Annotated in this window: 20 protein-coding genes; 13 read left to right on the plus strand and 7 right to left on the minus strand. The window is 62.8% G+C overall.

The features are described from left to right. The first annotated feature begins 35 nt into the window (after positions 1-35). From alr to D8767_RS01395, 5 genes are all read left to right on the plus strand, one after another. The gene (gene alr, locus D8767_RS01370) at positions 36-1,109 is read left to right on the plus strand and encodes an alanine racemase (protein WP_016712681.1); all 1,074 of its coding nucleotides are present in this window, start codon (positions 36-38) and stop codon (positions 1,107-1,109) included. Positions 1,110-1,218: 109 nt separating this feature from the next. After that, positions 1,219-1,767 (plus strand): cupin domain-containing protein, encoded by a 549-nt coding sequence (locus D8767_RS01375; RefSeq protein ID WP_012274808.1) that lies wholly within the window; start codon positions 1,219-1,221, stop codon positions 1,765-1,767. A 154-nt stretch (positions 1,768-1,921) separates the two neighbouring features. Next, positions 1,922-2,326, plus strand: coding sequence for a cytochrome c5 family protein (locus D8767_RS01380; protein WP_033693936.1), 405 nt, complete (start codon positions 1,922-1,924; stop codon positions 2,324-2,326). Between the two features lie 307 nt (positions 2,327-2,633). Continuing rightward, positions 2,634-3,554, plus strand: a complete 921-nt coding sequence (locus tag D8767_RS01390; protein WP_162998290.1) for an RHS repeat-associated core domain-containing protein — start codon at positions 2,634-2,636, stop codon at positions 3,552-3,554. A 134-nt stretch (positions 3,555-3,688) separates the two neighbouring features. Further along, a complete protein-coding gene (locus tag D8767_RS01395; protein ID WP_016712679.1) occupies positions 3,689-5,548 on the plus strand; it encodes an acetyl-CoA hydrolase/transferase C-terminal domain-containing protein in 1,860 nt (619 codons plus the stop codon). Positions 5,549-5,659: 111 nt separating this feature from the next. On the opposite strand, the gene D8767_RS01400 is transcribed toward D8767_RS01395, so the two are convergent. Together D8767_RS01400 and rep are read right to left on the minus strand one after the other, a co-directional pair. Next, positions 5,660-6,232 carry a xanthine phosphoribosyltransferase gene (locus D8767_RS01400; protein WP_003253535.1) on the minus strand — a complete coding sequence of 191 codons (573 nt, stop codon included), beginning with the start codon at positions 6,230-6,232 and terminating at the stop codon, positions 5,660-5,662. Between the two features lie 64 nt (positions 6,233-6,296). Continuing rightward, positions 6,297-8,306 (minus strand): DNA helicase Rep, encoded by a 2,010-nt coding sequence (gene rep / locus D8767_RS01405; RefSeq protein ID WP_016712678.1) that lies wholly within the window; start codon positions 8,304-8,306, stop codon positions 6,297-6,299. 296 nt (positions 8,307-8,602) lie between these two features. Between rep and D8767_RS01410 the strand changes: the two genes are divergently transcribed. After that, positions 8,603-10,267 carry a bifunctional diguanylate cyclase/phosphodiesterase gene (locus D8767_RS01410; protein WP_016712677.1) on the plus strand — a complete coding sequence of 555 codons (1,665 nt, stop codon included), beginning with the start codon at positions 8,603-8,605 and terminating at the stop codon, positions 10,265-10,267. Positions 10,268-10,309: 42 nt separating this feature from the next. On the opposite strand, the gene D8767_RS01415 is transcribed toward D8767_RS01410, so the two are convergent. Further along, positions 10,310-11,698 (minus strand): NorM family multidrug efflux MATE transporter, encoded by a 1,389-nt coding sequence (locus tag D8767_RS01415; protein WP_016712676.1) that lies wholly within the window; start codon positions 11,696-11,698, stop codon positions 10,310-10,312. 157 nt (positions 11,699-11,855) lie between these two features. On the opposite strand from D8767_RS01415, the gene D8767_RS01420 reads away from it, so the two are divergent. Beyond that, entirely contained in the window at positions 11,856-12,782 is a 927-nt protein-coding gene (locus D8767_RS01420) for a LysR substrate-binding domain-containing protein (protein ID WP_028699247.1), read from the plus strand. 51 nt (positions 12,783-12,833) lie between these two features. Here D8767_RS01420 and D8767_RS01425 read toward each other — a convergent pair whose 3' ends face one another. Further along, entirely contained in the window at positions 12,834-14,228 is a 1,395-nt protein-coding gene (locus D8767_RS01425) for a VOC family protein (protein ID WP_016712674.1), read from the minus strand. Positions 14,229-14,368: 140 nt separating this feature from the next. Beyond that, positions 14,369-15,259, minus strand: a complete 891-nt coding sequence (locus tag D8767_RS01430; RefSeq protein WP_016712673.1) for a LysR family transcriptional regulator — start codon at positions 15,257-15,259, stop codon at positions 14,369-14,371. Between the two features lie 136 nt (positions 15,260-15,395). On the opposite strand from D8767_RS01430, the gene D8767_RS01435 reads away from it, so the two are divergent. Together D8767_RS01435 and D8767_RS01440 are read left to right on the plus strand one after the other, a co-directional pair. After that, complete coding sequence (locus D8767_RS01435) at positions 15,396-16,886, plus strand: aldehyde dehydrogenase family protein (RefSeq protein WP_016712672.1); 1,491 nt, start codon at positions 15,396-15,398, stop codon at positions 16,884-16,886. 181 nt (positions 16,887-17,067) lie between these two features. Then, complete coding sequence (locus D8767_RS01440; RefSeq protein WP_016712671.1) at positions 17,068-18,354, plus strand: FAD-binding oxidoreductase; 1,287 nt, start codon at positions 17,068-17,070, stop codon at positions 18,352-18,354. Between the two features lie 45 nt (positions 18,355-18,399). Here the strand turns inward: D8767_RS01440 and D8767_RS01445 are convergent, their stop codons facing one another. Continuing rightward, positions 18,400-19,827, minus strand: a complete 1,428-nt coding sequence (locus tag D8767_RS01445; RefSeq protein ID WP_028699244.1) for a mechanosensitive ion channel family protein — start codon at positions 19,825-19,827, stop codon at positions 18,400-18,402. A gap of 202 nt (positions 19,828-20,029) precedes the next feature. Between D8767_RS01445 and ycaC the strand changes: the two genes are divergently transcribed. From ycaC to D8767_RS01465, 4 genes are all read left to right on the plus strand, one after another. After that, positions 20,030-20,659 (plus strand): isochorismate family cysteine hydrolase YcaC, encoded by a 630-nt coding sequence (ycaC, locus tag D8767_RS01450; RefSeq protein ID WP_016712669.1) that lies wholly within the window; start codon positions 20,030-20,032, stop codon positions 20,657-20,659. 120 nt (positions 20,660-20,779) lie between these two features. Continuing rightward, positions 20,780-21,088, plus strand: coding sequence for a hypothetical protein (locus D8767_RS01455; protein WP_016712668.1), 309 nt, complete (start codon positions 20,780-20,782; stop codon positions 21,086-21,088). A 39-nt stretch (positions 21,089-21,127) separates the two neighbouring features. Further along, positions 21,128-21,946, plus strand: coding sequence for an alpha/beta fold hydrolase (locus tag D8767_RS01460; protein ID WP_016712667.1), 819 nt, complete (start codon positions 21,128-21,130; stop codon positions 21,944-21,946). Positions 21,947-22,253: 307 nt separating this feature from the next. Then, the gene (locus D8767_RS01465; protein WP_162998298.1) at positions 22,254-24,095 is read left to right on the plus strand and encodes an amidohydrolase; all 1,842 of its coding nucleotides are present in this window, start codon (positions 22,254-22,256) and stop codon (positions 24,093-24,095) included. 70 nt (positions 24,096-24,165) lie between these two features. Here the strand turns inward: D8767_RS01465 and D8767_RS01470 are convergent, their stop codons facing one another. Then, positions 24,166-25,764: an MFS transporter gene (locus D8767_RS01470; RefSeq protein ID WP_025755060.1), complete on the minus strand. Its 1,599-nt coding sequence runs from the start codon at positions 25,762-25,764 to the stop codon at positions 24,166-24,168. Position 25,765: the final 1 nt, after the last annotated feature.

The following is a 25,765-nucleotide window of genomic DNA, read 5'->3' on the forward strand; positions in this document are numbered from 1 at the left end:
GTTTTCAACCTGTGAACCACCATAAGGCAGCCGCCATGCGTCCCGCCCGCGCCCTGATCGACCTCCAGGCCCTGCGCCACAACTACCGTCTGGCCCGTGAACTGACCGGTGCCAAAGCCCTCGCCGTGATCAAGGCCGACGCCTATGGCCATGGCGCCGTGCGTTGCGCCCTGGCCCTGGAGGCCGAAGCCGACGGTTTTGCCGTGGCCTGCATTGAGGAGGCGCTGGAACTGCGCGCCGCCGGTATCAAGGCCCCGGTGCTGCTGCTGGAAGGCTTTTTCGAAGTCAGCGAGCTGGCGCTGATCGCCGAGCACGACCTGTGGTGTGTGGTGCATTCGTTGTGGCAGCTCGAAGCCATCGAGCAGACCCAGGTCCACAAGCCGCTCACTGTCTGGTTGAAGCTCGACAGTGGCATGCATCGTGTCGGTCTGCACCCCAAGGATTACCACGAGGCTTACCGGCGCCTGCTGGCCAGTGGCAAGGTTTCTCGCATCGTGCTGATGAGCCACTTCGCTCGCGCCGACGAGCTGGATGCCGACGCCACTGCCCAGCAGATTGCCGTGTTCGAGGCTGCCCGCCAGGGCCTGGCCGCCGAATGCAGCCTGCGCAACTCCCCCGGCGTGCTGGGCTGGCCACAAGCCCCCAGCGATTGGGTACGCCCAGGCCTGATGCTGTATGGCGCCACCCCGTTCGAAGTGGCCCAGGCCCAGGCCCAACGCCTGCAACCGGTCATGACCTTGCAATCGCGGGTCATCAGCGTGCGCGAGCTGCCTGCCGGCGAGCCGGTGGGCTATGGCGCCAAGTTCGTCAGCCCCCGGCCAACCCGCGTTGGCGTGGTTGCCATGGGCTATGCCGACGGCTACCCGCGCCAGGCGCCCAACGGCACCCCGGTATTGGTTGCCGGCCAGCGCACCCAGCTGATTGGCCGTGTATCGATGGACATGCTCAGCGTCGACCTGACCGACGTGCCACAAGCCACTGTCGGCAGCCCGGTCGAGCTGTGGGGCAAGCAGGTGCTGGCCAGTGAAGTGGCCGCACACGCGGGCACCATTCCTTACCAGATCTTCTGCAACCTGAAGCGCGTACCGCGGGACTACATCGGCGAATGACATGCTGAAGCGGACAGGTTGAAGGGCGGTGTGTTGTAAATACTGAACGGCATTGCCATGATATCGTTCACATCCACCCCCTTTTCCACCGTTTCAGGAGGCTCCAGCTTTGGACGTCGGCGAACGACTGCAAGCCATCCGCAAGCTCAAGGGCCTGTCCCAGCGTGAACTCGCCAAGCGTGCCGGCGTGACCAACAGCACCATCTCGATGATCGAGAAGAACAGTGTGAGCCCCTCGATCAGCTCGCTGCGCAAGGTGCTGAGTGGCATCCCCATGTCCATGGTCGAGTTCTTTTCGGTCGAGCTGGAACCTGAAAGCCCCACGCAGATTGTTTACAAGGCCCACGAGCTGATCGACATCTCGGACGGTGCGGTGACCATGAAGCTGGTCGGCAAGTCGCACCCCAACCGCGCCATCGCCTTTCTCACCGAGGTGTACCCGCCGGGTGCCGACACCGGTGCCGAGATGCTCACCCATGACGGCGAGGAAACCGGTATCTTGCTGGAGGGCCGCCTGGAACTGGTGGTCGGCAACGAGATCTTCATCCTCGAAGAAGGCGACAGCTATTACTTCGAAAGCACCCGCCCGCACCGTTTTCGCAACCCCTTCGACCAGCCCGCGCGGTTGATCAGCGCAGCGACGCCTTCAAACTTTTGATCCAGCGCAGTGCATTGATTCGGCAATACCCCTTTCCCGTGTAGGGTCGTTTCACGGCCTCTGGGTTCCCGCTATACTTTTCAACGCTCGCCGTTTCGTGGCCGCGAGCGTGATTAGCCACCATGAGGGTGTTCGCGTGAACCAAATCAAGAAGATGCTGGCCGTACCAGCAGCCGTATTCGCCCTCTGGGCAATGAGCGCAACCGCTGCGACCAACGACGACATTGCCAAGCGCCTGGAGCCGGTCGGCCAGGTGTGTGTCCAGGGCCAGGAATGCAAAGGCATGGAAGTGGCTGCAGCGGCGGGGGGCGGGGGCGCCAAAACGCCGGATGACATCATCGCCAAGCACTGCAATGCCTGCCATGGCACCGGCCTGCTCGGCGCGCCGAAAATTGGCGACACCGCCGCGTGGAAAGAACGCGCCGACCACCAGGGCGGGCTGGATGGCATCCTGGCCAAGGCCATTACCGGCATCAACGCCATGCCGCCGAAAGGCACCTGCGCGGACTGCTCGGATGACGACCTGAAAGGGGCGATCAAGAAAATGTCTGGGCTTTGAGCCACAGCTGAATTGCACGAGGCCCGCCGTTGATGGCGGGCTTTGTTTTTGTATTGCCTGTGCCGGCCCTTTCGCGGCTAAAGCCGCTCCCACAGGTACTGCACTGGATTCAAGGGCTGTGAGATTCCTGTGGGAGCGGCTTTAGCCGCGAAGAGGCCGGCACAGGCATTCATCTCCCCCAAACTAATCCCTGAACCCGTGGACGACTCAGGAGACTTTCCTGGGGCTACTAGCATTTTTACCAGTTTTATTTTTCGAGTGTAGAGAGAACACTCAAGCTACTGATTTAGGTGCTGGGTAGGTAGCAATGGATTCTGGAACAGTGGGTCATAAGCATCCGAAGCATCCAGCGAACCGGATGCAACCGCCATTGCCAAACCTCGGCAGTGCCGGTGGGCGTCTGGGGTATTCGCCCTATGGCTATCACCCGTCTCTCCAATCCATTCTTGGTTTTAATGGTGGCCTGCTGGATCCTGTTAAGGGAAATTATCTACTAGGTAATGGCCGTCGAGCATTCAACCCGTCATTGATGCGTTTTATTAGCTCGGACACCATGAGCCCGTTCGCAGCAGGTGGATTGAACTCATACGCTTATTGTTTGTGCGACCCTATAAATCGTCAAGATCCGCTTGGAAGTTTCTCCATTAAAGGCTCAGCTTCAAGGTTATCAAGAAGGATTTTCCAGCGTAAGAAAAAGGGCCCGGAGCAAGTAAAATCATATGGTGCAGGCTACATAACGGAAACTACTGTTCACACCAAAATCGAGGAAAATTTTTCTCCAGCGGTCAACAAAATATCAATTGATCAGTCAGCGATAATTCCCGCAGACTATGTCTTGATCGGATATCACGGTAGTAACCGTCCTAATGCCAGCGCAACACTGCTTTCCGGGCTTGATTCACGTCATGGGACGGTGATGTGGTATGGTCGTGGCTTTTATGTTTCGCCGTATGCAAAGGTCGCAAGCACTTATGCTGGTAAGAATCCCATGACTGGAAAATATGGCAGGATATACGGAGTTTACGCAAAGAATTTTGATAAATGGATTTACGGGAAGCACTTTACACTGCCGAACAGGGAGGAGATGGTGATTGATACGTCAGCCTATAAAAATGTCATTGTGCGGCGCGAAGTGAAATTTCCAATAGTGCTCAGCGATGCATTTGAAGAGTTTATGAAGTCTCCGCCGGACGAAAACTGGCGTTTATGGTCTTCCTCCAACATGTAGTCGTCCCAAAAGGTAAAGGCATTTCGGGATGCTGTACTCTCTGTAGAGGCTTACCGCGAACAGGCCGGCTCAGGCAACCAACTCGCTAGAGCCATGTCCAACCCCTGAACCCATGGATGTCTCAGGAGGCCCCGATGCACCTCTGCTCCATCGACCAGGCTGTCGAACAAGTCCTTTCGCGCCTGCCAGCCCATATCCACATGGGCCTGCCCTTGGGCCTGGGGAAGCCCAATGCCTTTGTAAACGCCCTCTACGCCCGGGTAAGCGAGCTGCCTGAACGGCAGCTGACTATCTACACGGCGCTGTCCCTGGGCCGTCCGCCGCTTGGAGATGGCTTGCAACGGCGTTTTCTCGAACCCTTCGTCGAGCGCGTCTTCGCTGACTACGAAGACCTCACCTACCTCGCTGACCTGCGCAACGACAGCCTGCCGCCAAACATCCGCGTAGAGCAGTTTTTCATGCAGCCCGGCAGCCTGCTGCACAGCGAATCGGCCCAGCAGGACTACATCAGCAGCAACTACAGCCACGCCGCCCGTGACATCAACGCCAAGGGCCTGAACCTGATCGCGCAACTGGTCGCTGCCACTCCCGAGAAGCCCGTCCACCTCAGCCTGGCCTGTAACCCCGACATCACCCTCGACCTGCTGCCGATGATCGCCAAGCGCCGTGCGGCCGGCGAAACCATCTTGATGCTTGGCCAGGTACATACCGAACTGCCGTACATGCCCGGCGATGCGGAATTGCCCATTGATGCGTTCGACCTGCTGATCGATGAAGCCGAGCAGCGCCGGTTGTTCTCCACGCCGAACATGCCGGTCAACACCCAGGACCACTGTATTGGTTTGCACGCCAGCACGCTGGTGCGTGACGGCGGCACCTTGCAGATCGGTATCGGTGCCATGGGCGATGCAGTCGCTGCAGCGTTGCTGGCGCGCCAGGGCGACAACGCGGGCTACCGGGCCCTGCTCGACGAGCTGGATATCGGCCCGTGGCAGGCGCTGATTGAGCGGGAAGGGGGGCTGGAGACTTTTGCCGAAGGCCTGTACGGCTGCAGCGAAATGTTCGTTAACGGCCTGTTGGTGCTGGCCGAAGCGGGCTTGCTACGGCGCTCGGCCGATGAGCAGGGGCCGGTGTTGCATGGTGGCTTTTTCCTCGGGCCTCAAGCGTTCTACCAGCGGCTGAGGGAGATGCCGCTTGAGCAGCGCGCACGGTTTGCCATGACCCGTATCAGCTTCATCAACGAGCTGTACGGGCAGGAAGAACTCAAGCGGCACCAGCGGCGCGATGCGCGCTTCATCAACACGGCGTTCGGCATGACGCTGCTCGGTGCCGGGGTGGCCGATCAGCTGGAAGATGGCCGTGTGCTCAGCGGCGTGGGTGGGCAGTACAACTTCGTCGCCCAGGCTCATGCACTGGAGGGGGGGCGCTCGATGTTGCTGCTGCGCAGCTGGCGTGAATCGGGCGGGGAGGTGACCTCGAACCTGTTCTGGACCTATGGCCACTGCACCATCCCCCGGCACCTGCGCGATATCGTGGTGACCGAGTACGGCATTGCCGACCTTCGCGGGCAGACCGACAGCGAGGTGATTGCGCGGTTACTGGCAGTGTGCGATTCGCGGTTCCAGCAGGGGCTGACCGAGCAGGCGAAAGAGGCCGGCAAGCTGCCCAGGGATTTTCAGCTGGATGCGCGCTTTACCGATAATACGCCACAGCGTCTGGAGGCAATCCGGGCGCGCCATGCGCGGTTGTTTCCGGAGTATCCGATGGGGACGGATTTTACGGCCGAAGAGCGGGAGCTGTTGCGGGCGCTGACCTGGTTGAAGAGCAAGTTCAAGCTGAGCGAGGTGCTGGAGTTGGGCAAGGCAGCGCTGGATGCGCCGGGGCCGGAGGGGTATGAGGGGCACCTGAAACGGATGCAACTGGATCAACCACAAGGACTGAAGGAAGAGCTCTATCAGCGGCTGCTGCTGGCGGGCTTGCAGGCTGCCAAATAAACGCTGGGAAACACTGGCACTCTGTGGGAGCGGGTTCACCCGCGAATGCGATTTCGGATGCGCCATCGCATTCGTGGGTAAACCCGCTCCCACAGGGGTCGCGTAGCGGCCTTATTCGATGAAGGACACCACACCACCTTCCAGCGACTTCACCCGGGCCAGCGATTCAACGCGGTAGCCCTGGCTGTCCAGCTCGGCACGGCCGCCCTGGAACGACTTCTCGATCACGATACCCAGCCCCGCCACGGTGGCGCCGGCCTGCTTGATGATCGAGATCAGCGCCTGCGACGCCTTGCCGTTGGCCAGGAAGTCGTCGATCACCAGCACACGGTCGCTGCTGTTGAGGTGGCGCGGCGAGATGGCCACGGTGTTTTCGGTCTGCTTGGTGAAGGAATACACCGAGGCGGTCAGCAGGTTCTCGGTCAGGGTCAGCGACTGGTGCTTGCGGGCAAAAATCACCGGCACGCCCAGCTTCAGGCCAGTCATCACCGCCGGGGCAATGCCCGAGGCCTCGATGGTGACGATCTTGGTCACGCCCGCATCAGCGAACAGGCGGGCGAACTCGTCACCGATCAGCTGCATCAGCGCCGGATCGATCTGGTGGTTGAGAAACGCGTCGACTTTAAGAACCTGGTCGGAAAGCACGATGCCTTCTTCGCGAATCTTCTGATGCAGTGCTTCCACTTTGTTTTCCTCGATGTAGCAAAGGTGGCCGCAAATAGCGGCAAAGTTTAAGAGTAATGGTTGATCAGCGTTTGAGCATTGCCCGGATATCGGCCAAGGCGTTGTTGCCGCGAGCGGCCTTCACCTCGACCGGTGCATCGTCCAGGCCCTCCCAGGCCAGGTCGTCCGGTGGCAGTTCGTCGAGGAACCGGCTGGGCGTGCAGTCGATGATTTCACCGTACTGCTTGCGCTTGGCAGCGAAGGTGAAGGCCAGCGTCTGGCGTGCGCGGGTGATGCCCACGTAGGCCAGGCGGCGTTCCTCTTCGATGGTGTCGGCCTCGATGCTGGAGCGGTGCGGGAGGATTTCCTCTTCCATGCCCATGATGAACACGTAGGGGAACTCCAGGCCCTTGGAGGCGTGCAGGGTCATCATCTGCACGCCTTCGGCGTTCTCTTCCTCTTCCTGCTGGCGCTCGAGCATGTCGCGCAGCACCAGCTTGCCGATGGCGTCCTCGATGGTCATGTCACCCTCTTCATCCTTCTCGAGGGTGTTCTTCAGCGCTTCGACCAGGAACCAGACGTTGCTGATGCGGAAATCGGCAGCTTTGTCACTGGCGGTCTGCTGGCGAATCCAGTTCTCGTAGTCGATGTCGCGGATCATCTCGTGCAGCGCGGCAATCGGGTCTTCCAGGGCAACCTTTTGGCGTACCCCGTCCAGCCAGTGCTTGAAGCGCTGCAAACGCTCGGTGTAGCGGGCATCCAGGTGCTCGCCCAGGCCCAGCTCCTCGCTGGCAGCGTACATCGAGATGCCGCGCTCGGTGGAATAGTTGCCGAGCTTTTCCAGGGTGGTGGAGCCGATTTCCCGGCGCGGTACGTTGATGACGCGCAGGTAGGCGTTGTCATCGTCCGGGTTCACCAGCAGGCGCAGGTACGCCATCAGGTCCTTGACCTCCTGGCGACCGAAGAAGCTGTTGCCGCCCGACAGGCGATACGGCACCTGGTGGTGCTGCAGCTTCAGCTCGATCAGCTTGGCCTGGTAGTTGCCACGGTAAAGGATGGCGAAGTCGCTGTACGGGCGGTTGGTGCGCAGGTGCAAGGTGAGGATTTCCATGGCCACGCGCTCGGCCTCGGCTTCCTCGTTCTTGCAACGGATCACGCGGATCTCGTCGCCCACGCCCATCTCGCTCCACAGTTGCTTCTCGAACGCGTGCGGGTTGTTGGCGATCAGCACGTTGGCACAGCGCAGGATGCGGCTGGTGGAGCGGTAGTTCTGCTCCAGCATGACGATCTTCAGGGAGGGGTAGTCCTCCTTGAGCAGCATCAGGTTCTCGGGGCGGGCACCGCGCCAGGCATAGATCGACTGGTCGTCGTCGCCTACCACGGTGAACTGGTTGCGCATGCCGATCAGCATCTTCACCAGCAGGTACTGGCTGGCGTTGGTGTCCTGGTATTCGTCCACCAGCAGGTAGCGCACGCGGTTCTGCCAGCGTTCCAGCACCTCGGGATGCTCCTGGAACAGCTTGACCGGCTGCAGGATCAGGTCGTCGAAGTCCACCGCGTTGAACGCTTTGAGCGTGCGCTGGTAGTGGGTGTAGACGATGGCGGCGGTCTGCTCGCGCGGGTTGCGCGCCTTTTCCAGGGCTTCGGGCGGCAGGATCAGGTCGTTCTTCCAGGCACCGATCATGTTCTTGATCTCGTCGATGCCGTCGTCGCCGGAGTATTCCTTCTGCATGATGTCCGACAGCAACGCCTTGATGTCGGACTCGTCGAAGATCGAGAAGCCCGGCTTGTACCCCAGGCGCTCGTGCTCCTTGCGGATGATGTTCAGGCCCAAGTTGTGGAAGGTACACACCGTAAGGCCGCGGCCTTCCCCCGGGCGCAGCAAGGTGCCGACACGTTCCTTCATCTCGCGCGCGGCCTTGTTGGTAAAGGTCATCGCCACGATGTACTGGGCACGGATGCCGCAGTTCTGGATCAGGTGGGCAATCTTGCGCGTGATCACGCTGGTCTTGCCCGAACCTGCACCGGCGAGCACCAAAAGAGGGCCGCCGACGTAGTCACGGGCTTCCTGCTGCCGGGGATTGAGTCGGGACATGCTAGAAACCGGGGGTCGCCAGAAAATAGCCGCGCATTCTAACAGGCATGGGGCCGTTATGGCGCGACCGTCTGACGTCTGAGTCAGACTTTTATCCGGCCTACTATTAGCGGGACTAATCCTAGCACCTGAAAAAATCATATTTGCCGGTTCGGCTCGTTTCGAGCAGGATGCACGACAAAATACGTCGGGATGCTACGCCCGTAAAAACATGTATAAAAGTGAAAATCATTTTCATTAAATGCAGTAGCATACCCGCCAGTTATCGTTGCACCGTGAAGCCCTAAGGAGTCCGCTTGTCCACGCCTGTCGAACCTTTGCGTTTGCTGCTGTTGGCTGATGAGCCGGAATGGGCCGCCTTGTTGCACGCTTGCATGCCTGCCCTGAGCGGCAGCGCCGTGCTGCTCACCGCCCCGAACTGGGAATCCGTCGACAGCCTGTTCAGCAATGATCGCCAGGCTGTGGTGCTGGCAACGCCGGCCCTGCAGCCCGTGCCCGGGCGCTGCGACCTGCCGACCATCCTGCTGCTCGACCACGAGCCCGAGGTGGCGCCTACGGCCGTCAGCGACTGGCTGGTACGCGGCCAGCTCAATGCCGATACCTTGCGCCGCTCGCTGCGTCATGTACGTGAGCGTGGTGTGCTGGTGGCCACCTTGCAGCGCCTGGCTGAGCAGGACCCCCTGACCGGCATCGCCAACCGCCAAGGTTTCCAGGCCTTGCTGACTGCGCGCCTGGCCGAAAACGAAGGCCGTGGCGTTGCCTTGGGCCACCTGGACCTAGACAACTTCCGCCACGTCAACGATGCCCTCGGCCACCAGAGCGGCGACCGGCTGATTTTGCAGGTGGTGGCGCGGCTGCAAAACCAGCTGGAGGCGGGTGACCAGCTGGCCCGCCTGGGCAGCGACGAGTTTGCCCTGCTGATCGACACCCGCCGCGACGCCAACCGCGCCGAATGGATTGCCGAGCGTATCGTCGAAGCCTTGGCCGAACCCTACTTCATCGACGGCGAAAGCCTGCTGCTGGGCTGCAGCCTGGGCCTGGCCCATGCCCGCGCCCAAGCGGGGGCCGACCCTTTGATGTGGCACGCCCACATCGCCATGCGCCAGGCCAAGGGTAGCCAAGGCTGCACCTTCCATGTGTTCAACGAGCGCATCAACCGCAACGCCCGTAGCCTGGCCGACCTGGAAAGCGAGCTACGCCGCGCCCTGCGCCGTGATGAGCTGGAGCTGCACTATCAGCCACGGCTTGACCTGGCGGACGGGCGCATCGTTGGCCTGGAGGCGCTGGTGCGCTGGCGCCATGCCGAGCGCGGGCTGCTGCCGCCCAGCGAGTTCGTGCCGTTGGCCGAGCAAAGTGGCCTGATCGTGCCGCTGGGTTACTGGGTGATTTCCCGGGCGCTGCGCGACATGCAGGCGCTGTGCGAGCGCGGCCTGGAACCGCTGCACATGGCGGTTAACCTCAGCTTCCGCCAGTTCCAGGACAGCCAGCTGCTGGCCACTCTGAGCCGCCTGATCATCGAGCATGGTGTGGATGCCCGTTGGCTGGAGTTCGAGCTGACCGAAACGGCAGTGATGCGCCGCAACGAACTGGTGCGCCAGACCATGGACGCCCTTGGCCGCCTGGGTGTGCGCTTCTCGCTCGACGATTTTGGCACCGGGTTCTCTTCGTTCGTGCACCTCAACAGCCTGCCGATCACCTTGCTCAAGGTAGACCGCAGCTTTGTGGCCGAAATGGAAATGCGCGAGGAAAACCGCAAGCTGGTGCATGCCATGATCAACCTGGCGCACAACCTCAACCTGGAGGTGGTGGCCGAGGGGGTGGAGAGTGAAGCGCAACTGGCCTTGTTGCGAGGGTTTGGGTGCGATCAGGTGCAGGGCTTTCTGGTCAGCAAGCCGCTGCCGGTGGGGGAATTGATCGAATTTTTGCTGGATTGCAGCAGGCCGAAGCTGGTTAGCGTTTGAGATAGCAGGGGAGGGCTTCGCCCTCCTTTCGCGGCCCAACAATCAAACAGACACCACAGACCTGTCAGGTGAACCGGCCTTCCCCAGCAGCCGCTTCATCCGCCACTCAAAGCCAAACGTCAGCGCCACCGCCGCACACGCCAGCCCCAGCGCCAAGCCCCACCAGATCCCAACCGCGCCGGCGCCCAGGTTGAACGCGAACAGCCACGCACTCGGCGCCCCCACCAGCCAGTAGCACACCAGCCCGATCAGGAAGGTGGTCTTGGCATCCTTCAGCCCGCGGATCGAGCCCATGGCAATCGTCTGCATGCCATCGAACAGCTCGAACCACGCTGCCACCATCAGCAACTGCACGGCCACCTGGAAGATCGCGGCAAAGGCCGGGTCGTTACGGTCGATAAACAGTCCCACCAGCGCCTCGGGCAGCAGCAGGAACAGCGCGGCGAAGGCAAACATGATCATCGCCCCGAAGCCAATGCCCACGCGCCCGGCGCTGCGCGCCGCCAGCAGGTTGCCAGCGCCGTAATACAAACCCACCCGCATGGTCACTGCATACGACAGCCCCGTCGGCACCATGAATGCCGTGGACACGATCTGCAGGGCGATCTGGTGCGCGGCCAGTTCGGTACTGCCCAGCACGCCCATGCACAGCGCGGCGAAGGCGAACAGGCCCACTTCCACCATGTAGGTACCGCCAATTGGCAGCCCCAGACGCCACAGCTCGCGCAGTGCTGGTAGCGACGGGCGCGACAGGCCCTTGCGCAGCGGGTAGGCGGCATAGGCCGAGTGCCAGCGGATATACAGCGCCAGCGCGATAGCCATGCCCATCGACACCACTGCGGTGACCAGGCCGATGCCCATCAGGCCCAGCTTGGGCAGGCCGAACATGCCCTCGATCAGCGCCACGTTGAACAGGTAGTTGAGCACCGTGCCGGCCAGGCTGATGACCATCACCGGGGTCGAGCGCCCCAGCGCACTGGTGAAACCGCGCAACGCCATGAACGTCAGGTAGCCGGGCAGTGCCAGTGGCAGCAGCGTGAGGAATTCGGCCGCCGAGGCCACGTTCTCGGGCTTTTGCCCGAACAGTAGCAGCACCGGCTCCAGGTTCCACAGCACCAGCGCGGCGAACAGTGCCAGGCCCCAGGCCAGCCACAGGCCGCTCTGCGCCAGTCGGGTCGCGCCTTCGATATCGTTGGCACCCTTGCGAATCGCCACCAGGGTGCCGACTGCGGCGATCACACCCAGGCAGAAGATCGACACGAACGAGTAGCTGGCTGCACCTAGACCGCCACCGGCCAGGGCCTGCGGGCTGATGCGGGCCATCATCAGGGTGTCGGTCAGCACCATCAGCATGTGCGCCAACTGCGAGGCAATCAGCGGCCCGGCCAGGCGCAGCAAAGCCTTGAGTTCTGTGGTGGGCGCGACGTGCATGAGGGCTGTCCTTCTTCCTGAGGTGATGAACGAAGGGCGATTCTGAGGCTTTGGTCAACTTTGCACAAAAGGATAAAAGCGATCATTGGCATGAGTCTGACTCATGTATATATGCTTCTTGGTGATCCGCTCCACAGCCCCGTATGGCAGGTGCCTCATGTCCCGTCAGCTTCCTCCGTTGTATGCCCTTCGCGCATTCGAAGCCGCCGCACGGCTAAGTTCCTTCACCCGTGCCGGTGAGGAACTGTCGATCACTCAGAGCGCGGTCAGCCGGCATATCCGCACGCTGGAGGATCACTTCGCCTGCCGCCTGTTCGTGCGCAGTGGCCGCAACCTGCAACTGACCGAGGCCGCACGGGTATTGCTGCCAGGCGTTCGCGAAGGCTTCGCGGCGCTGGAGCGGGCTTGCGATACCTTACGCGGTGAAGACGACATCCTGCGCATGAAGGCCCCCTCGACCCTGACCATGCGCTGGTTGCTGGCGTGCTTGAGCCGTTTCCGTCACCTGCAGCCAGGCAATGAAGTACAGCTGACCAGCGCCTGGATGGACGTTGACCATGTGGACTTCAACCAGGAACCGTTCGATTGCGCGGTGTTGCTCAGCGACGGGGTGTTCCCGCCGGACTGGGAAGTGCGCAAGCTGTTCCCGGAGTTGTTGATACCCGTGGGGGCGCCAGACCTGCTGGAAAAAGGGCCGTGGGACGAGCGCCGGCTGGCCTCTATCGAGCTGCTGCACCCCACGGTGGACAAGCGCGACTGGCGGGAGTGGCTGGAGCGCATGGGGTTGAGCGACAAGGTTTCGCTCAAGGGCGGGCAGGTGTTCGATACCCTGGAGCTGGGCATGATTGCGGCGGCGCGTGGCTATGGGATTTCCATGGGCGATTTGCTGATGGTGGCCGAGGATGTGGCGCAGGGGCGCTTGAGCCTGCCTTGGCCGACGGCGGTGCCCAGTGGGATGGATTATTACCTGGTGTGGCCGCGTACCCGGCCAGGGGGGGAGCGGTTGCGGCGGCTGAGTGCTTTTCTGGAAGACGAGGTGGCGGCGATGGACTTGCCGAATGTGGAAATCCTGCCGCCCCTTTGATCGCCTGTACCGGCCTCTTCGCGGGTAAACCCGGGGAGAGGCCGCAATGCCTTACATCGAACCCAGGTTCAACGCCTGCGCACAGGCTTGCAGCGACCGGCGTTCACTTTGCGCATACAGCGCCAGCTCATCCTGCACCTGCAACCCCAACGCCGCTTCAAAGGCATCGCGGTTGGCGTTGCTGCCATATTCGGCCTGCGCATCGTCGCCCAGGTTGGACTGGAAGATGCCCGCCGCGCTCACCGGCAGGAAGTCCTCGTACACCAGCGCCTCGAAGTGCACATGGCCTGCGTCGATCAGCCCTTGCAGGGTGGTCGGGCGGCCTTCCTGGTCACGCGCAGCCAGGCCTTTCTCGGTGGCGAAGTAGCGGAAGTATGCCAGGCCCTGTTCCCGCATCTGCGCCAGGTCGTCCGGGAATGCTGCAAAGGTTTCTTTCAGCAGCGACATGTAGCGCTCGGCGTTCGCCTCGGCCGGTGCGCCACCCAGGGCAGCGCGGGTGGCATCGAGCAGCTTGTCGTACAGCTGGCGACCCTTCGGCGTCAGCGCCGCACCGCGTTGTTCGATCTCGCCGAAACGGGCGGTGTGGCTGCCTTCGCTACCCTGCTGGTCGCTGAACGCGACCTTTTCCTGCAAAGCCTTGAAGCTGGTCTGGCGCAGCAGGATCGGGTGGCGACGGGTAGGCGGGCCTTCGACCACGGCCTTCGGCGGGATGCCTTTGGCCGGCATGCCGACCTGGATCGCATCGATGTCCAGGGTACGTGGGGTCAGGTGGTTGATGTGCGGGCCCTTGAAGGCCACCACATCGGCGATCAGGCGGTGCTGGTCGTGCAACTGCTGGTACTGCTCGGCGGTGACGGTGGCGTCATGGTGCCAGCGGAAGGTGTGCAACGCTTCCTGCACGAACGCCGCGGCATCTGCGGCGTTCAGCCCGCCATCGCGCTCGCTTTGGGCGATCAGTTCGAGGGCGCGGTTGGTGAAGATCTGGCGCTTGGCCAGGATGTCCTGTGCCAGCTCGCGCAGTTGCGGGTTGTCGATCAGCTCCAGGCGTAGCAGCGAGGTGAACACACGGAACGGGCTGACATGCAGCGACTGTTCATGCACGGCACGGAAGGCGGTGGAGTGCACCGGCACGCCAGCGGAGCTCAGGTCGTAGTAGCCGACCGGCTCCATGCCCATGACGGCAAACAGGCGGGCGATGGTGGCCAGCTCTTCGGCGGTGCCAACGCGGATGGCGCCATGGCGCTCCTGGTCCAGTCGCTCGATTTCCCCGGTCCAGCGCAGGGCCTCGGCAACCTTGGGCTGCTGGGCCATGACCTGCTGGTTGATTTCGCTCACCAGCTCCAGCAGCGTGCCGTACAGGGGCACTTCCTGTTTGTACATGAGCGACATGGCGGCAGAGAACTGCGCGCGAATGCTGTCTGGGCTGACGAAATCGTGGGCGGGCATCGCTAGCTTCCTGGTTGGGTTCGGACGCTTACATGAAAGCTGGGAATGCACTTGGCTCACAAGCGAAAAAAAGTGAGTGTGTCATTCCTTTTTTGATCGACCTTCAGGGCCCTTTCGCGGGTTAACCCGCGAAGAGGCCCTCAAGCCTGAAGCTGCTCGCGAATCCACTCCACCAATGCCCTGACCTTGGGCACCTCCGCCGCATGCTCGGCATACGCTAGATAATGCGCTCCGGCACTGCGCATCGCATGGTTCCAAGGCACCACCAGACTCCCCTCGGCCAGCTCCTTCGCTGCCAGGTAACGTGGCACCAGCGCCACCCCGCACCCGGCCTGCGCCGCGCTCAAGGCCATATAGAACGTATCGAAGCGTGGCCCGTGGTAAGCGCTGACGCTCTGCAGGTCCTGCTCCAGGAACCACTCATGCCACGCCTCCGGCCGCGACGTGCTCTGCAACAGCACCAGGTCGGCAAGCTCTGCGGCATCGCCCAGTGTGCGCCCGGCCAGTAGCTCCGGCGCGCACACCGGCACCACCTCTTCGCGGAACAGCTCCACGCAGGTGGCCCCCGGCCAGGTGCCCTGGCCGTAGAAAAACACCACGTCCGCCGAGCCCTGCAACAGGGCAAACGGCTCCATCTCGTTGCGGATATCGAGGTGAATATTGCTGTGCCGCTTACCAAAACCCTTCAGGTGCGGGATCAGCCAGCGCACGCCAAAACTCGGTTGAGTGGCTACCTTCAATATCTCGGTCTGCTCGCCGTAGGTGAGTACGTAGCGGCTGGACATGTCCACCTGGGTGAGGATCTTGTTGACCTCGGCCAGGTACAGGCTGCCGGCCGGGGTCAATTGCAGGCGCCTGCGAATGCGCAGAAACAGGTGGTGGCGCAGCATGTCTTCAAGCTGCGCCACCTGCTTGCTGACCGCGCTCTGGGTCAGGTGCAGCTCTTCGGCGGCACGGGTAAAGCTCAAATGGCGGGCTGCAGCTTCAAAGCACTGCAGGGCGGTCATGGAGGGCACCAGGCGTTTGGACATAGCGTTCTCTGCGGCTCAAATCATTACCTGACGGAATGATATGCGGAATAAAGGTCGTTTGTTGTACCTATGTGATCGGATTAATACTGATCCACATCATTTTTCCACCCCATCACCCGATGTAGGAGAAGCACAAATGGTTGCTGGATTGCTCGAGCGCCTTGGCGTTGCTGCCGAGGCTTACACCCAGGGCGACTACCCTGTTCACACGCCGATCGACGGCAGCCAGATCGCCTCGGTGAAACTGCTCGGCAAGGCCGAGACCATCGCCCGCATCGACCAGGCCCAAAGCGCCTTCGAAGCCTGGCGCACTGTGCCGGCCCCGCGCCGTGGCGAACTGGTGCGCCTGTTTGGCGAAGTGCTGCGTGAGCACAAGGCCGACCTGGGCGAGCTGGTATCGATCGAAGCCGGCAAGATCACCCAGGAAGGCCTGGGCGAAGTACAGGAAATGATCGACATCTGCGACTTCGCCGTTGGCCTGTCGCGTCAGCTGTACGGCCTGACCATTGCCTCCGAGCGCCCGGGCCACCATATGCGTGAAACCTGGCACCCGCTGGGTGTGGTCGGCGTGATCAGCGCCTTCAACTTCCCGGTCGCCGTGTGGGCCTGGAACACCGCCCTGGCCCTGGTGGCCGGTAACTCGGTGGTGTGGAAACCGTCTGAGAAGACCCCGCTCACCGCCCTGGCTTGCCAGGCGCTGTTCGAAAAAGCCCTGAAAGCCTTCGGCGATGCCCCGGCTGGCCTGGCGCAACTGGTCATCGGTGGCCGCGAAGCTGGCGAAGCCATGGTCGACGACCCGCGCGTACCGCTGGTCAGCGCCACCGGCAGCACCCGCATGGGCCGCGAAGTGGGCCCACGTGTTGCTGCCCGCTTTGGCCGCAGCATCCTCGAGCTGGGTGGCAACAACGCCATGATCCTGGCCCCGAGCGCCGACCTGGACCTGGCCGTGCGCGGCATCCTGTTCTCGGCTGTCGGCACCGCCGGCCAGCGTTGCACTACCCTGCGCCGCCTGATCGTGCACCGCTCGATCAAGGACGAAGTGGTTGCCCGTGTCAAAGCCGCCTACGGCAAAGTGCGCATCGGCGACCCACGCAAGGACAACCTGGTCGGCCCGCTGATCGACAAGCTGTCGTTCGATGCCATGCAGGGCGCGCTGGCCAAGGCCCGCGACGAAGGTGGTCAGGTGTTTGGTGGCGAGCGTCAGTTGGCCGACCAGTACCCGAACGCCTACTACGTGTCGCCTGCCATTGCCGAAATGCCGGCGCAGAGCGACGTGGTGCGCCACGAAACCTTCGCCCCGATCCTGTACGTGCTGGCCTACGACGACTTTGAAGAGGCCCTGCGCCTGAACAACGAAGTGCCACAAGGCCTGTCGTCGTGCATCTTCACCACCGATATTCGTGAGGCCGAGCGCTTCCAGAGTGCTTCGGGCAGCGACTGCGGCATCGCCAACGTCAACATCGGCACCAGCGGCGCCGAGATCGGCGGTGCGTTTGGTGGCGAGAAGGAAACCGGCGGTGGTCGTGAGTCGGGTTCGGATGCCTGGAAAGGCTACATGCGTCGTCAGACCAACACCGTGAACTACTCGCGTGAGCTGCCGCTGGCGCAGGGTATTGTGTTCGACTGATGCTGCATGGCCGGGGGCGTTGCCCCCGGTTCGCGGGGCAAGCCCGCTCCCACAGGATCCCCGCTGCCTTTCAGGCTTGTGTGGTCCCTGTGGGAGCGGGCTAGTCCCGCGAATGGGCCGCAAAGCGGCCCCAAATAGTCAGATGCACCTGCAATAAGAACAACACTGCTGGAGCCGGGCCATGTCCGAACTGCGTCAAGAATGCTTGTGGGAATTCGTCAGCAAACCGACCGTTGCCGCCCAGGCCCTGGCCGGTGAGCACAAGGCCGATGTCTGCGTGATCGGTGGCGGCATTACCGGCCTGTCTACAGCCATCCACCTGCTCGAACAGGGCAAGTCGGTGATTCTGCTGGAGGCCTGGAAGGTCGGTCACGGCGGCTCCGGGCGCAACGTGGGCTTGGTCAACGCCGGCACCTGGATCCGCCCTGACGACGTCGAGGCCACCCTCGGCCAGAAGCAAGGCAGCCGCCTGAACAAAGTGCTCGGCGAAGCCCCGGCTGAAGTGTTCGCCATGATCGAGCGCCTGGGCATCGACTGCCAGGCCCAGCACAAAGGCACGCTGCACATGGCGCACAACGCCACCGGCATCGCCGACCTTGAGGCCCGTCACGAACAATGGCGCCGCCGCGGTGCCGACGTAGAGCTGTTGACCGGCGCCCAGTGCCAGGAATACTGCGGTACCAACAAGATTTCTGCCGCGCTGCTCGACCGCCGCGCCGGCACCATCAACCCCATGGGTTACACCCAGGGCCTGGCGGCTGCCGTGGCGCGCCTGGGCGGCAAACTGTTCCAGCAGTCTTCGGTCGAAGGCCTGGAGCGTGACGGCGATGCCTGGCGGGTGAAGACCGCACGCGGCTCGGTGCGCGCCGACAAGGTGGTGATTTCCACCGGTGCCTATACCGAAGGCGACTGGAGCAACCTGCAGAAGCAGTTCTTCCGTGGATACTACTACCAAGTGGCGTCCAAGCCGTTGCAGGGCGCAGCAGCCGACAAGGTGCTGCCGCACGGCCAAGGCTCGTGGGACACCCGCACCGTGCTTAGCAGCATCCGCCGTGACGACCAAGGCCGCCTGTTGCTCGGCAGCCTGGGCCGGGTCGACAACAAGCCGGCGTGGTTTGTGCGCAGTTGGGCAGACCGGATCCAGAGCCACTACTACCCGGAGCTGGGCAAGGTCGAGTGGGAAATGCACTGGACGGGCTGCATCGACTTCACCCCCGATCACCTGATGCGCCTGTTTGAGCCGGCGCCGGGGCTGGTGGCGGTGACCGGTTATAACGGGCGGGGTAACACCACCGGCACCGTGATTGGCCGGGCGTTTGCCGAGTTCCTGCTGAAGGGGGAGGCGGATAGCCTGCCGATTCCGTTCTCGCCGATGACCGGTGTGAGCGCGCCATCGCTGCGCACCGCGTTCTATGAGTCTGGCTTCTCGCTGTACCACGCGGGGCAGTGCTTGAGAGTTGTGTTGTAAGTTCTGGCCTCTTCGCGGGCGAGCCCGCGAAGAGGCCGGTCAGGCTTACTTGTGCAACCAGCTAAGGAAGCCGCCTTTCTTGATCAGGGCCGGCTTCTGCAGCAACAACGACTCCCGGCTCTGGCGCCGGAACCGCTGCAACTTGCTCAGCGCCGTCTGCACCTCGCCACGCTGCTGCAAGCAGCTCTTCACCTGTTCCTTGTCGATCCGGTACAGCACGCAACTGGTCAGCGTGCGGAACTCGGCCAGCGAATCCTCTTCATCGATGATGCCCTCGATCCCCAGCACCTCACCCGGCCCCATGCGCCCGGCTTCGACCAACTTGTCGCCATCGCGCACCGATGCCGAGATGACCCCGCTGCCAATCACCAACAGGTGATCGGAATGCTCGCCAACGCCCAGGATCACCTGATCCGCCAGGTACTCCACCGCTGTCATGCGCTGGCTCAGCGCATCACGCTCTTCATCGCTTAGCGAGCGGAACACCCGCACTTCGTCCAGTACTTCGCGCTGGCGGCTGCGCGGCGGCAGGGCCAGGTCCACGTTCCACATCACCCCGCTGGCCTCCAGGTGGCGGTGCGCAAGGTCGAACAGCTGGTTGCGCGCGTCGCCCTTCGCGCCTGCGTCGGCCACAAAGCCGCTGGCCTCGTACTCCACGGATTCCAGTGTCGAGGCCTTCACCGTCACTTTCGGCTTTGGGGTCTCAAGAATGGCACTGACGCCCTGCAGGGCCTTTTCCAGTGCATCGAACACCCGTTTGGGCCGCACCTTGGCCGGCACCACCACGCTGATCGACACCCCATGCACATCGGCCGGGCGGCTGTGGTTGAGCAGCCGGGCCTTGGCCGCCACCGAATTGGGGATCACCGCCAGGCTGCCAGTGCCGGTCAGCAGGCGTGTGGCGCGCCAGTCGATGTCCAGCACCTTGCCTTCTGTGCCGTCGATGGAGATGGAGTCACCAATCTGGTAGGGCCGCGTGGTGTTCAGCACGATGCCGCTGAATACGTCGGCCAGGGTGCTTTGCAACGCCAGGCCGATGACGATGGCCATCACCCCGGAGGTAGCCAGCAGGCCTTTGACCGGCAGCTGCATCACATAGCCGGCGGCAGCCACCACAGCGGCGAGGAAGATCAACGCCCCCAGCACATCCTGCAGCAACCGCCCGCCATGGCTGCCACGGGCCACCAACAGCAGGCCAAACACCACCGTGACCGTGCGGGCGCCAAACAGCCACCAGCCGATCGCCAATACCGTGGCCATGAGGTTGCGCGATACATCGTCGGGCCAGGGCGGCGGTTGCAGCGGGCTCATGCCAGCGGCCACCAGCACCGAGCTGAACAGCAGGAATATCACCAAGCGCGTGCCGATGCGCCAGGCGCGGCGCTGGATGGGGATGAGTTGCCAGAGCACGAGATCCAGCAGGAGCAGGGCAGTACCGAGCAACAACGGGGACGACTGGATGAACGCCAGCATGGTGGTCTCGGGGTGGGGGAAGGGCTGTGGGTAGTAATAGAGCAGGTAGCCCAGCAAATCCACTGCCAATTTGTCGTTCCTTAAATAGAACGCTAAAGCCAAAATCAGCTATCTACCGCTCCAAAGGTGATGGTTTTAATCTTCTCCCATCAACGCGAAACACCCCACTTACTGAACATCAAAACCCTTAGGAGCAACGACCATGACCAACTTCAAATACAACCGCCTGAACAAAGACGACGCCGCTGTCCTGCTGGTCGACCACCAGGCCGGCCTGCTGTCTCTGGTCCGCGACATCGAGCCGGACGCATTCAAGAACAACGTGCTGGCCCTGGCCGACCTGGCCAAGTTCTTCAACCTGCCGACCATTCTCACCACCAGCTTCGAACAAGGCCCCAACGGTCCACTGGTGCCCGAACTGAAAGCGCTGTTCCCGGATGCCCCGTACATCGCCCGCCCAGGCCAGATCAACGCCTGGGACAACGAAGATTTCGTCAAGGCCGTGAAGGCCACCGGCAAGAAGCAACTGATCATCGCCGGCGTCGTGACTGAGGTGTGCGTAGCCTTCCCGGCCCTGGCCGCCCTGGAAGAAGAGTTCGACGTATTCGTGGTCACCGATGCCTCCGGCACCTTCAACGCCATGACCCGTGACGCTGCCCACGACCGCATGAGCCAGGCAGGCGCGCAGTTGATGACCTGGTTCGGCGTGGCCTGTGAGCTGCACCGCGACTGGCGCAACGATATCGAAGGGCTGGCGGCGCTGTGCTCCAACCACATCCCGGACTACCGCAACCTGATGACCAGCTACAACGCCTTCAACGCCGGCAAGTAAGCCAAACCGCCGCCCCGGGCACCGCAAGTCGGTGCCCGCGCAGGGCAGCACACCCATCCAATCCTCCGCCCGTCCGCCGTTGCACAGTGGATGCGGGCAAGCTCATCCCAAGGAACGCCGATGAACACCGCAACCCAAGACAACCGCGACGTGGTGACCGTATGCCTGCAACACCAGGTGATCGACACCGCTTCGAGCACCCCGGTTGCACAACCCCCGCGCTGGAAGCAGGCGCTGCTGACCTACCTGGTGATCTGCCCGATGACCATGGTCATTCCGCAACTGCTGGCGCCGCTGTTCGCACGCTTCCCGCAGCTGGGCGGCCCGATCACCGGCAACCTCATCGTCAACCTGTTCGTCATCCTGCCCGTGGTGTTCTACATCATGCCTTGGGTAACCCGCTGCTGCGCCAACTGGCTGCGCGGCTGAGCCACGCCTTCACCTCGACACTTTCAAGGAGATACCGTTATGAGCACCTTCGTTACCCGCGATGGCACTTCGATCTATTTCAAGGACTGGGGCAGCGGCAAGCCCGTGCTGTTCAGCCACGGCTGGCCGCTGGATGCCGACATGTGGGATTCGCAGATGGAGTTCCTGGCCAGCCGCGGCTACCGCACCATCGCCTTCGACCGCCGGGGCTTCGGCCGTTCGAGCCAGCCGTGGAACGGTTACGACTACGACACCTTTGCCGATGACATTGCCCAGCTGATCGAACACCTCGACCTGCGCGACGTCACCCTGGTGGGCTTCTCGATGGGTGGCGGTGATGTCAGCCGCTACATCGCCCGCCACGGCAGCGAGCGTGTGGCCGGGCTGGTGTTGCTGGGGGCTGTGACGCCAGTATTCGGCAAGCGTGACGACAACCCTGAGGGTGTCGACCTGTCAGTGTTCGAGGGTATCCGTGCCGGCCTGCGTGCCGACCGCGCCCAGTTCATCGCCGACTTTGCCACGCCGTTCTATGGCCTGAACCATGGGCAGCAGGTGTCCCAGGGCGTGCAGACGCAAACCCTGAACATCGCGCTGATGGCCTCGATCAAGGGCACCCTGGATTGCGTGACGGCGTTCTCCGAAACCGACTTCCGCCCGGACATGGCCAAGGTCGATGTGCCGACGCTGGTGATTCATGGCGACGACGACCAGATCGTGCCGTTCGAAACCACTGGCAAGCGGGCGGCAGAGCTGATTCGCGGGGCTGAGCTGAAGGTGTATGCCGGTGCGCCGCACGGGTTTGCGGTGACCCATGCGCAGCAGCTGAATGAGGATTTGCTGGCGTTCCTCCAGCAGTAACTGTGGGAGGCATTCGCGGGCTTGCCCGCGAACTGGCCAGCCCAGGCAGCACAAATGTTGATCAGGGCTAACCTTCTTCAACCCACCGCACATCCATCCAAGCCCTGACCTTGCATCAACCGGCATGCTTCGCAGTCGCCCCTGCCGGCCCCAGTCGGAGAAGCTCATGTCCCAGGACCGCAACGACAAGACCCGTCGCCAGTTCCTCGCCACCAGCACCGTGCTCGGTGCAGCAGGCGCGCTCTGGTCCGCATTGCCCTTCACCGGCCAAGCCGGTTCCGCTCACGCATCCACCCAAGGAGGTTCCATGACCGCCGACCTGATTCTGTTCAACGGCAAACTGCACACCGTTGACCGCGAAAAGCCTACTGCGACCGCCGTCGCCATCAAGGATGGCCGCTTCATCGCCGTGGGCAACGACGCCGAGGCCATGGCCCACAAGGGCGCCACCACGCAAATCGTCGACCTCAAGCAGCGCACGGTCATCCCCGGCCTGAACGACTCGCACCTGCACCTGATCCGCGGTGGCCTGAACTACAACCTGGAACTGCGCTGGGAAGGCGTGCCATCGGTGGCCGATGCCCTGCGCATGCTCAAGGACCAGGCCGCGCGCACGCCGACCCCGCAGTGGGTGCGTGTGGTGGGTGGCTGGAACGAATTCCAGTTCGCCGAAAAGCGCATGCCCACCCTGGAAGAAATCAACCAGGCCGCGCCCGATACCCCGGTGTTTCTACTGCACCTGTATGACCGCGCGCTGCTCAACCGCGCCGCGCTCAAGGCCGTCGGCTACACCAAGGAAACGCCGAACCCGCCGGGTGGCGAGATCCAGCGCGACAAGTTCGGCAACCCGACCGGCATGCTCATCGCCCGCCCCAACGCGATGATCCTCTACGCCACCCTGGCCAAAGGGCCGAAGCTGCCGCTGGAATACCAGGTCAACTCCACCCGCCAGTTCATGCGTGAACTCAACCGCCTGGGCCTGACCAGCGCCATCGACGCTGGCGGCGGCTACCAGAATTTCCCCGACGACTACTCGGTGATCCAGGAGCTGGCCGACAATAACCAGCTGACCGTGCGCATCGCCTACAACCTGTTCACCCAGAAGCCCAAAGAAGAGCTGGACGACTTCAAGAAGTGGACCTCCAGCGTCAAGCTGCACAGCGGCACCGACTTCCTGCGCCACAACGGCGCGGGTGAAATGCTGGTGTTCTCCGCTGCCGACTTCGAGGACTTCCTCGAACCGCGCCCGGACCTGCCGCAAACCATGGAAGAAGAACTGGAACCGGTGGTGCGCCACCTGGTCGAGCAGCGCTGGCCGTTCCGCCTGCACGCCACCTACAACGAATCGATCACGCGCATGCTCGACGTGTTCGAGAAGGTCAACCGCGACATCCCGTTCAACGGCCTGCCGTGGTTCTTCGACCACGCCGAAACCATCACCCCACAGAACATCGAGCGCGTGCGTGCCCTGGGCGGTGGTATCGCCATTCAGGACCGCATGGCCTTCCAAGGTGAATACTTCGTCGACCGTTACGGCGCCAAGGCGGCAGAACAGACGCCGCCGATCAAGCGCATGCTCGACATGGGCGTGCCGGTAGGTGCCGGTACCGACGCCACCCGCGTGTCCAGCTACAACCCATGGACCTCGCTGTACTGGCTGGTCAGCGGCAAGACCGTTGGCGGCCTGGAGCTGTACCCCGAAGGCCTCAGCCGCGACACCGCGCTGCAACTGTTCACCCAAGGCAGCGCCTGGTTCTCCAGCGAGCAGGGCAAGAAAGGCCAGATCAAGGTGGGCCAGCTGGCCGACCTGGCTGCACTGTCGCTGGACTTCTTCAGTGTTGATGAAGAGGCGATCAAGGGTATCGAGTCGGTGCTGACGATTGTCGATGGCAAAATTGTGTACGCTGCCGGCGAATTTGATCGCCTTGGTCCACCACAGGTGCCGGTACTGCCGGAATGGTCGCCGGTGGCCAAGGTGCCGGGGCACTGGCGCGTGGGTACGCCGTCGCTGGCGGCAATGGCGCACCAGTGCGTCGGGCCTTGCGGGGTGCATGCGCACAGCCATGAAAAGGCCCGGCAGTCGAGTGTGCCAGTCAACGACTTCCAGGGCTTCTGGGGCGCGTTGGGTTGTTCGTGCTTTGCTTTCTGAGCTGATGTGAATAAGGGGCCAGTTTTTTGGCCCCTTTTTTGTGTTGCTTGTCCTGGCCCTATCGCCGGCATCAAGGGTGAGCCTTGTGCTCACCACCCGCCAACAAATGCCGAATCTTCACCTCCACCCCCTCCGTCTGCAGCATCCGCACCCGCGCCTCGATCTTCAGCTCCCCTCGGGTCACCCGATGGTGATGCCGCAAATGCTCCAGCCACGACTCTTCGAAGAAAAACTCCAGCCACAACGCCCGGTCTGCACTGTCGCGCATCAATCCCCAGGACAGTGCCCCATTGCGCTTGCGCATGGCTTCCAGCTCCCGCGTCGCCAGCTGAAACGCCTCGGCCTTGGTCGGGTCGATGTGATACTCCACCGTCACCATTACCGGCCCGCTTTCCTTGTCCATGTCATCGCCCAGCACCGGAACAGGCCAGTGCAACGACGGTGTCAGTTCTTCGGCTTCGGTTTCCGGCAGGGTTACCTTGCAGGTCAGCAACGTGCCCAGGGCCAGACCACCCGACGCCAGCAGCAGGCTCAAGGTGATCGACGCATGGCTGGCCAGCGTGCCCCACAGCAACCCGCCACACGCCATGGCACCAAAGAAGATCAGGATGTACACCGACAACGCCCGCGCCCGCACCCAGGCCGGCACCGAGGTTTGCGCCGCCACCTGCAGGTTGGACAGCACCGCGATCCACGCCGCCCCGCTGAGCAGCATCGCCGGCAGCAGCACATAGAAGTTGCGCACGAGCGCCAGCGCCAGCAGGAACAGCGCATACAGCAGGCTGGCGAACAGCACCAGGCGGTCGCGGCTGATGCGTTCGCGCAGGCGCGGCAGCAGGGTGGCGCCGGCCACCGCGCCAATGCCGATGGCCGCCAGCAGCAAGCCGAAGTCGGCAGCAGTGCCGTGCATTTCGCCGCGCACGATCAGCGGCAGCAGCGAGGTGCCGGCGCTGGCACAGAAGAAGAACGCCACGGCCCGCAGCAGCACGGCCTGCAAGGGTTTGGCACTGCGCGCGAAGCGCAGGCCGGTGCGCATGGCGCCCACGAAGCGCTCGGCTGGCAGCAGTGGCTCCTTCACCTCGCGTTTCCACAGGAACAACACCAGGATCACCCCGGCAAACGAAATCGCGTTCAAGGCAAAGGTCAGCCATGGGCCGACCATGCTCACCACCACGCCGGCCAAGGCCGGGCCAATGGCGCGAGACACGTTGATGCCCACACTGGAAATGGCCACCGCGTTGGCCAGGTCTTCCTTGCCCACCAACTCCGGTGTCAGTGCGCTCCAGGCCGGCATCATCAACGCCGTCCCGATACCCAGTGCCAGGGTCAGCACCAGCAGCAAGGTCACGTTCATCAGCCCAAGCAGGGTCAGGGCTGCCAGCACCACGGCCACGGCAGACATCCACAGCTGCACCAGCAACAGGTAGCGGCGCTTGTCGACGATATCCGCCGCTGCGCCCGCTGGCAGGGCCAGGAAGAACATCGGCAGCGAGCCGGCCACCTGGATCAGCGCCACGTGCAGCGGGCTGGCCGACAGTGTGGTCATCAACCAGCCGGCGCCCACCTCGTGCATCCAGGTGCCGATATTGGAGGCGATGGTGGCGATCCATAGCATGCGGAAGGTTGTGTTGCGCAACGGGCTCCAGGCGCCTGAAGGGGATGTGCTCATG

The organism is Pseudomonas sp. LTGT-11-2Z (assembly GCF_003691445.1).
Lineage (GTDB): Bacteria > Pseudomonadota > Gammaproteobacteria > Pseudomonadales > Pseudomonadaceae > Aquipseudomonas > Aquipseudomonas monteilii.

Excerpts from the sequence above, each read along its gene's own strand:
- D8767_RS01470 (WP_025755060.1), bottom strand. The coding sequence starts at position 25,764 with ATGAGCACATCCCCTTCAGGCGCCTGGAGCCCGTTGCGCAACACAACC.
- D8767_RS01465 (WP_162998298.1), top strand. The coding sequence starts at position 22,254 with ATGACCGCCGACCTGATTCTGTTCAACGGCAAACTGCACACCGTTGAC.
- D8767_RS01445 (WP_028699244.1), bottom strand. The coding sequence starts at position 19,827 with ATGCTGGCGTTCATCCAGTCGTCCCCGTTGTTGCTCGGTACTGCCCTG.
- D8767_RS01460 (WP_016712667.1), top strand. The coding sequence starts at position 21,128 with ATGAGCACCTTCGTTACCCGCGATGGCACTTCGATCTATTTCAAGGAC.
- D8767_RS01440 (WP_016712671.1), top strand. The coding sequence starts at position 17,068 with ATGTCCGAACTGCGTCAAGAATGCTTGTGGGAATTCGTCAGCAAACCG.
- D8767_RS01380 (WP_033693936.1), top strand. The coding sequence starts at position 1,922 with ATGCTGGCCGTACCAGCAGCCGTATTCGCCCTCTGGGCAATGAGCGCA.
- D8767_RS01415 (WP_016712676.1), bottom strand. The coding sequence starts at position 11,698 with ATGCACGTCGCGCCCACCACAGAACTCAAGGCTTTGCTGCGCCTGGCC.
- D8767_RS01455 (WP_016712668.1), top strand. The coding sequence starts at position 20,780 with ATGAACACCGCAACCCAAGACAACCGCGACGTGGTGACCGTATGCCTG.
- ycaC (WP_016712669.1), top strand. The coding sequence starts at position 20,030 with ATGACCAACTTCAAATACAACCGCCTGAACAAAGACGACGCCGCTGTC.
- D8767_RS01395 (WP_016712679.1), top strand. The coding sequence starts at position 3,689 with ATGCACCTCTGCTCCATCGACCAGGCTGTCGAACAAGTCCTTTCGCGC.
- D8767_RS01420 (WP_028699247.1), top strand. The coding sequence starts at position 11,856 with ATGTCCCGTCAGCTTCCTCCGTTGTATGCCCTTCGCGCATTCGAAGCC.
- D8767_RS01435 (WP_016712672.1), top strand. The coding sequence starts at position 15,396 with ATGGTTGCTGGATTGCTCGAGCGCCTTGGCGTTGCTGCCGAGGCTTAC.
- alr (WP_016712681.1), top strand. The coding sequence starts at position 36 with ATGCGTCCCGCCCGCGCCCTGATCGACCTCCAGGCCCTGCGCCACAAC.
- rep (WP_016712678.1), bottom strand. The coding sequence starts at position 8,306 with ATGTCCCGACTCAATCCCCGGCAGCAGGAAGCCCGTGACTACGTCGGC.
- D8767_RS01425 (WP_016712674.1), bottom strand. The coding sequence starts at position 14,228 with ATGCCCGCCCACGATTTCGTCAGCCCAGACAGCATTCGCGCGCAGTTC.
- D8767_RS01390 (WP_162998290.1), top strand. The coding sequence starts at position 2,634 with ATGGATTCTGGAACAGTGGGTCATAAGCATCCGAAGCATCCAGCGAAC.
- D8767_RS01430 (WP_016712673.1), bottom strand. The coding sequence starts at position 15,259 with ATGTCCAAACGCCTGGTGCCCTCCATGACCGCCCTGCAGTGCTTTGAA.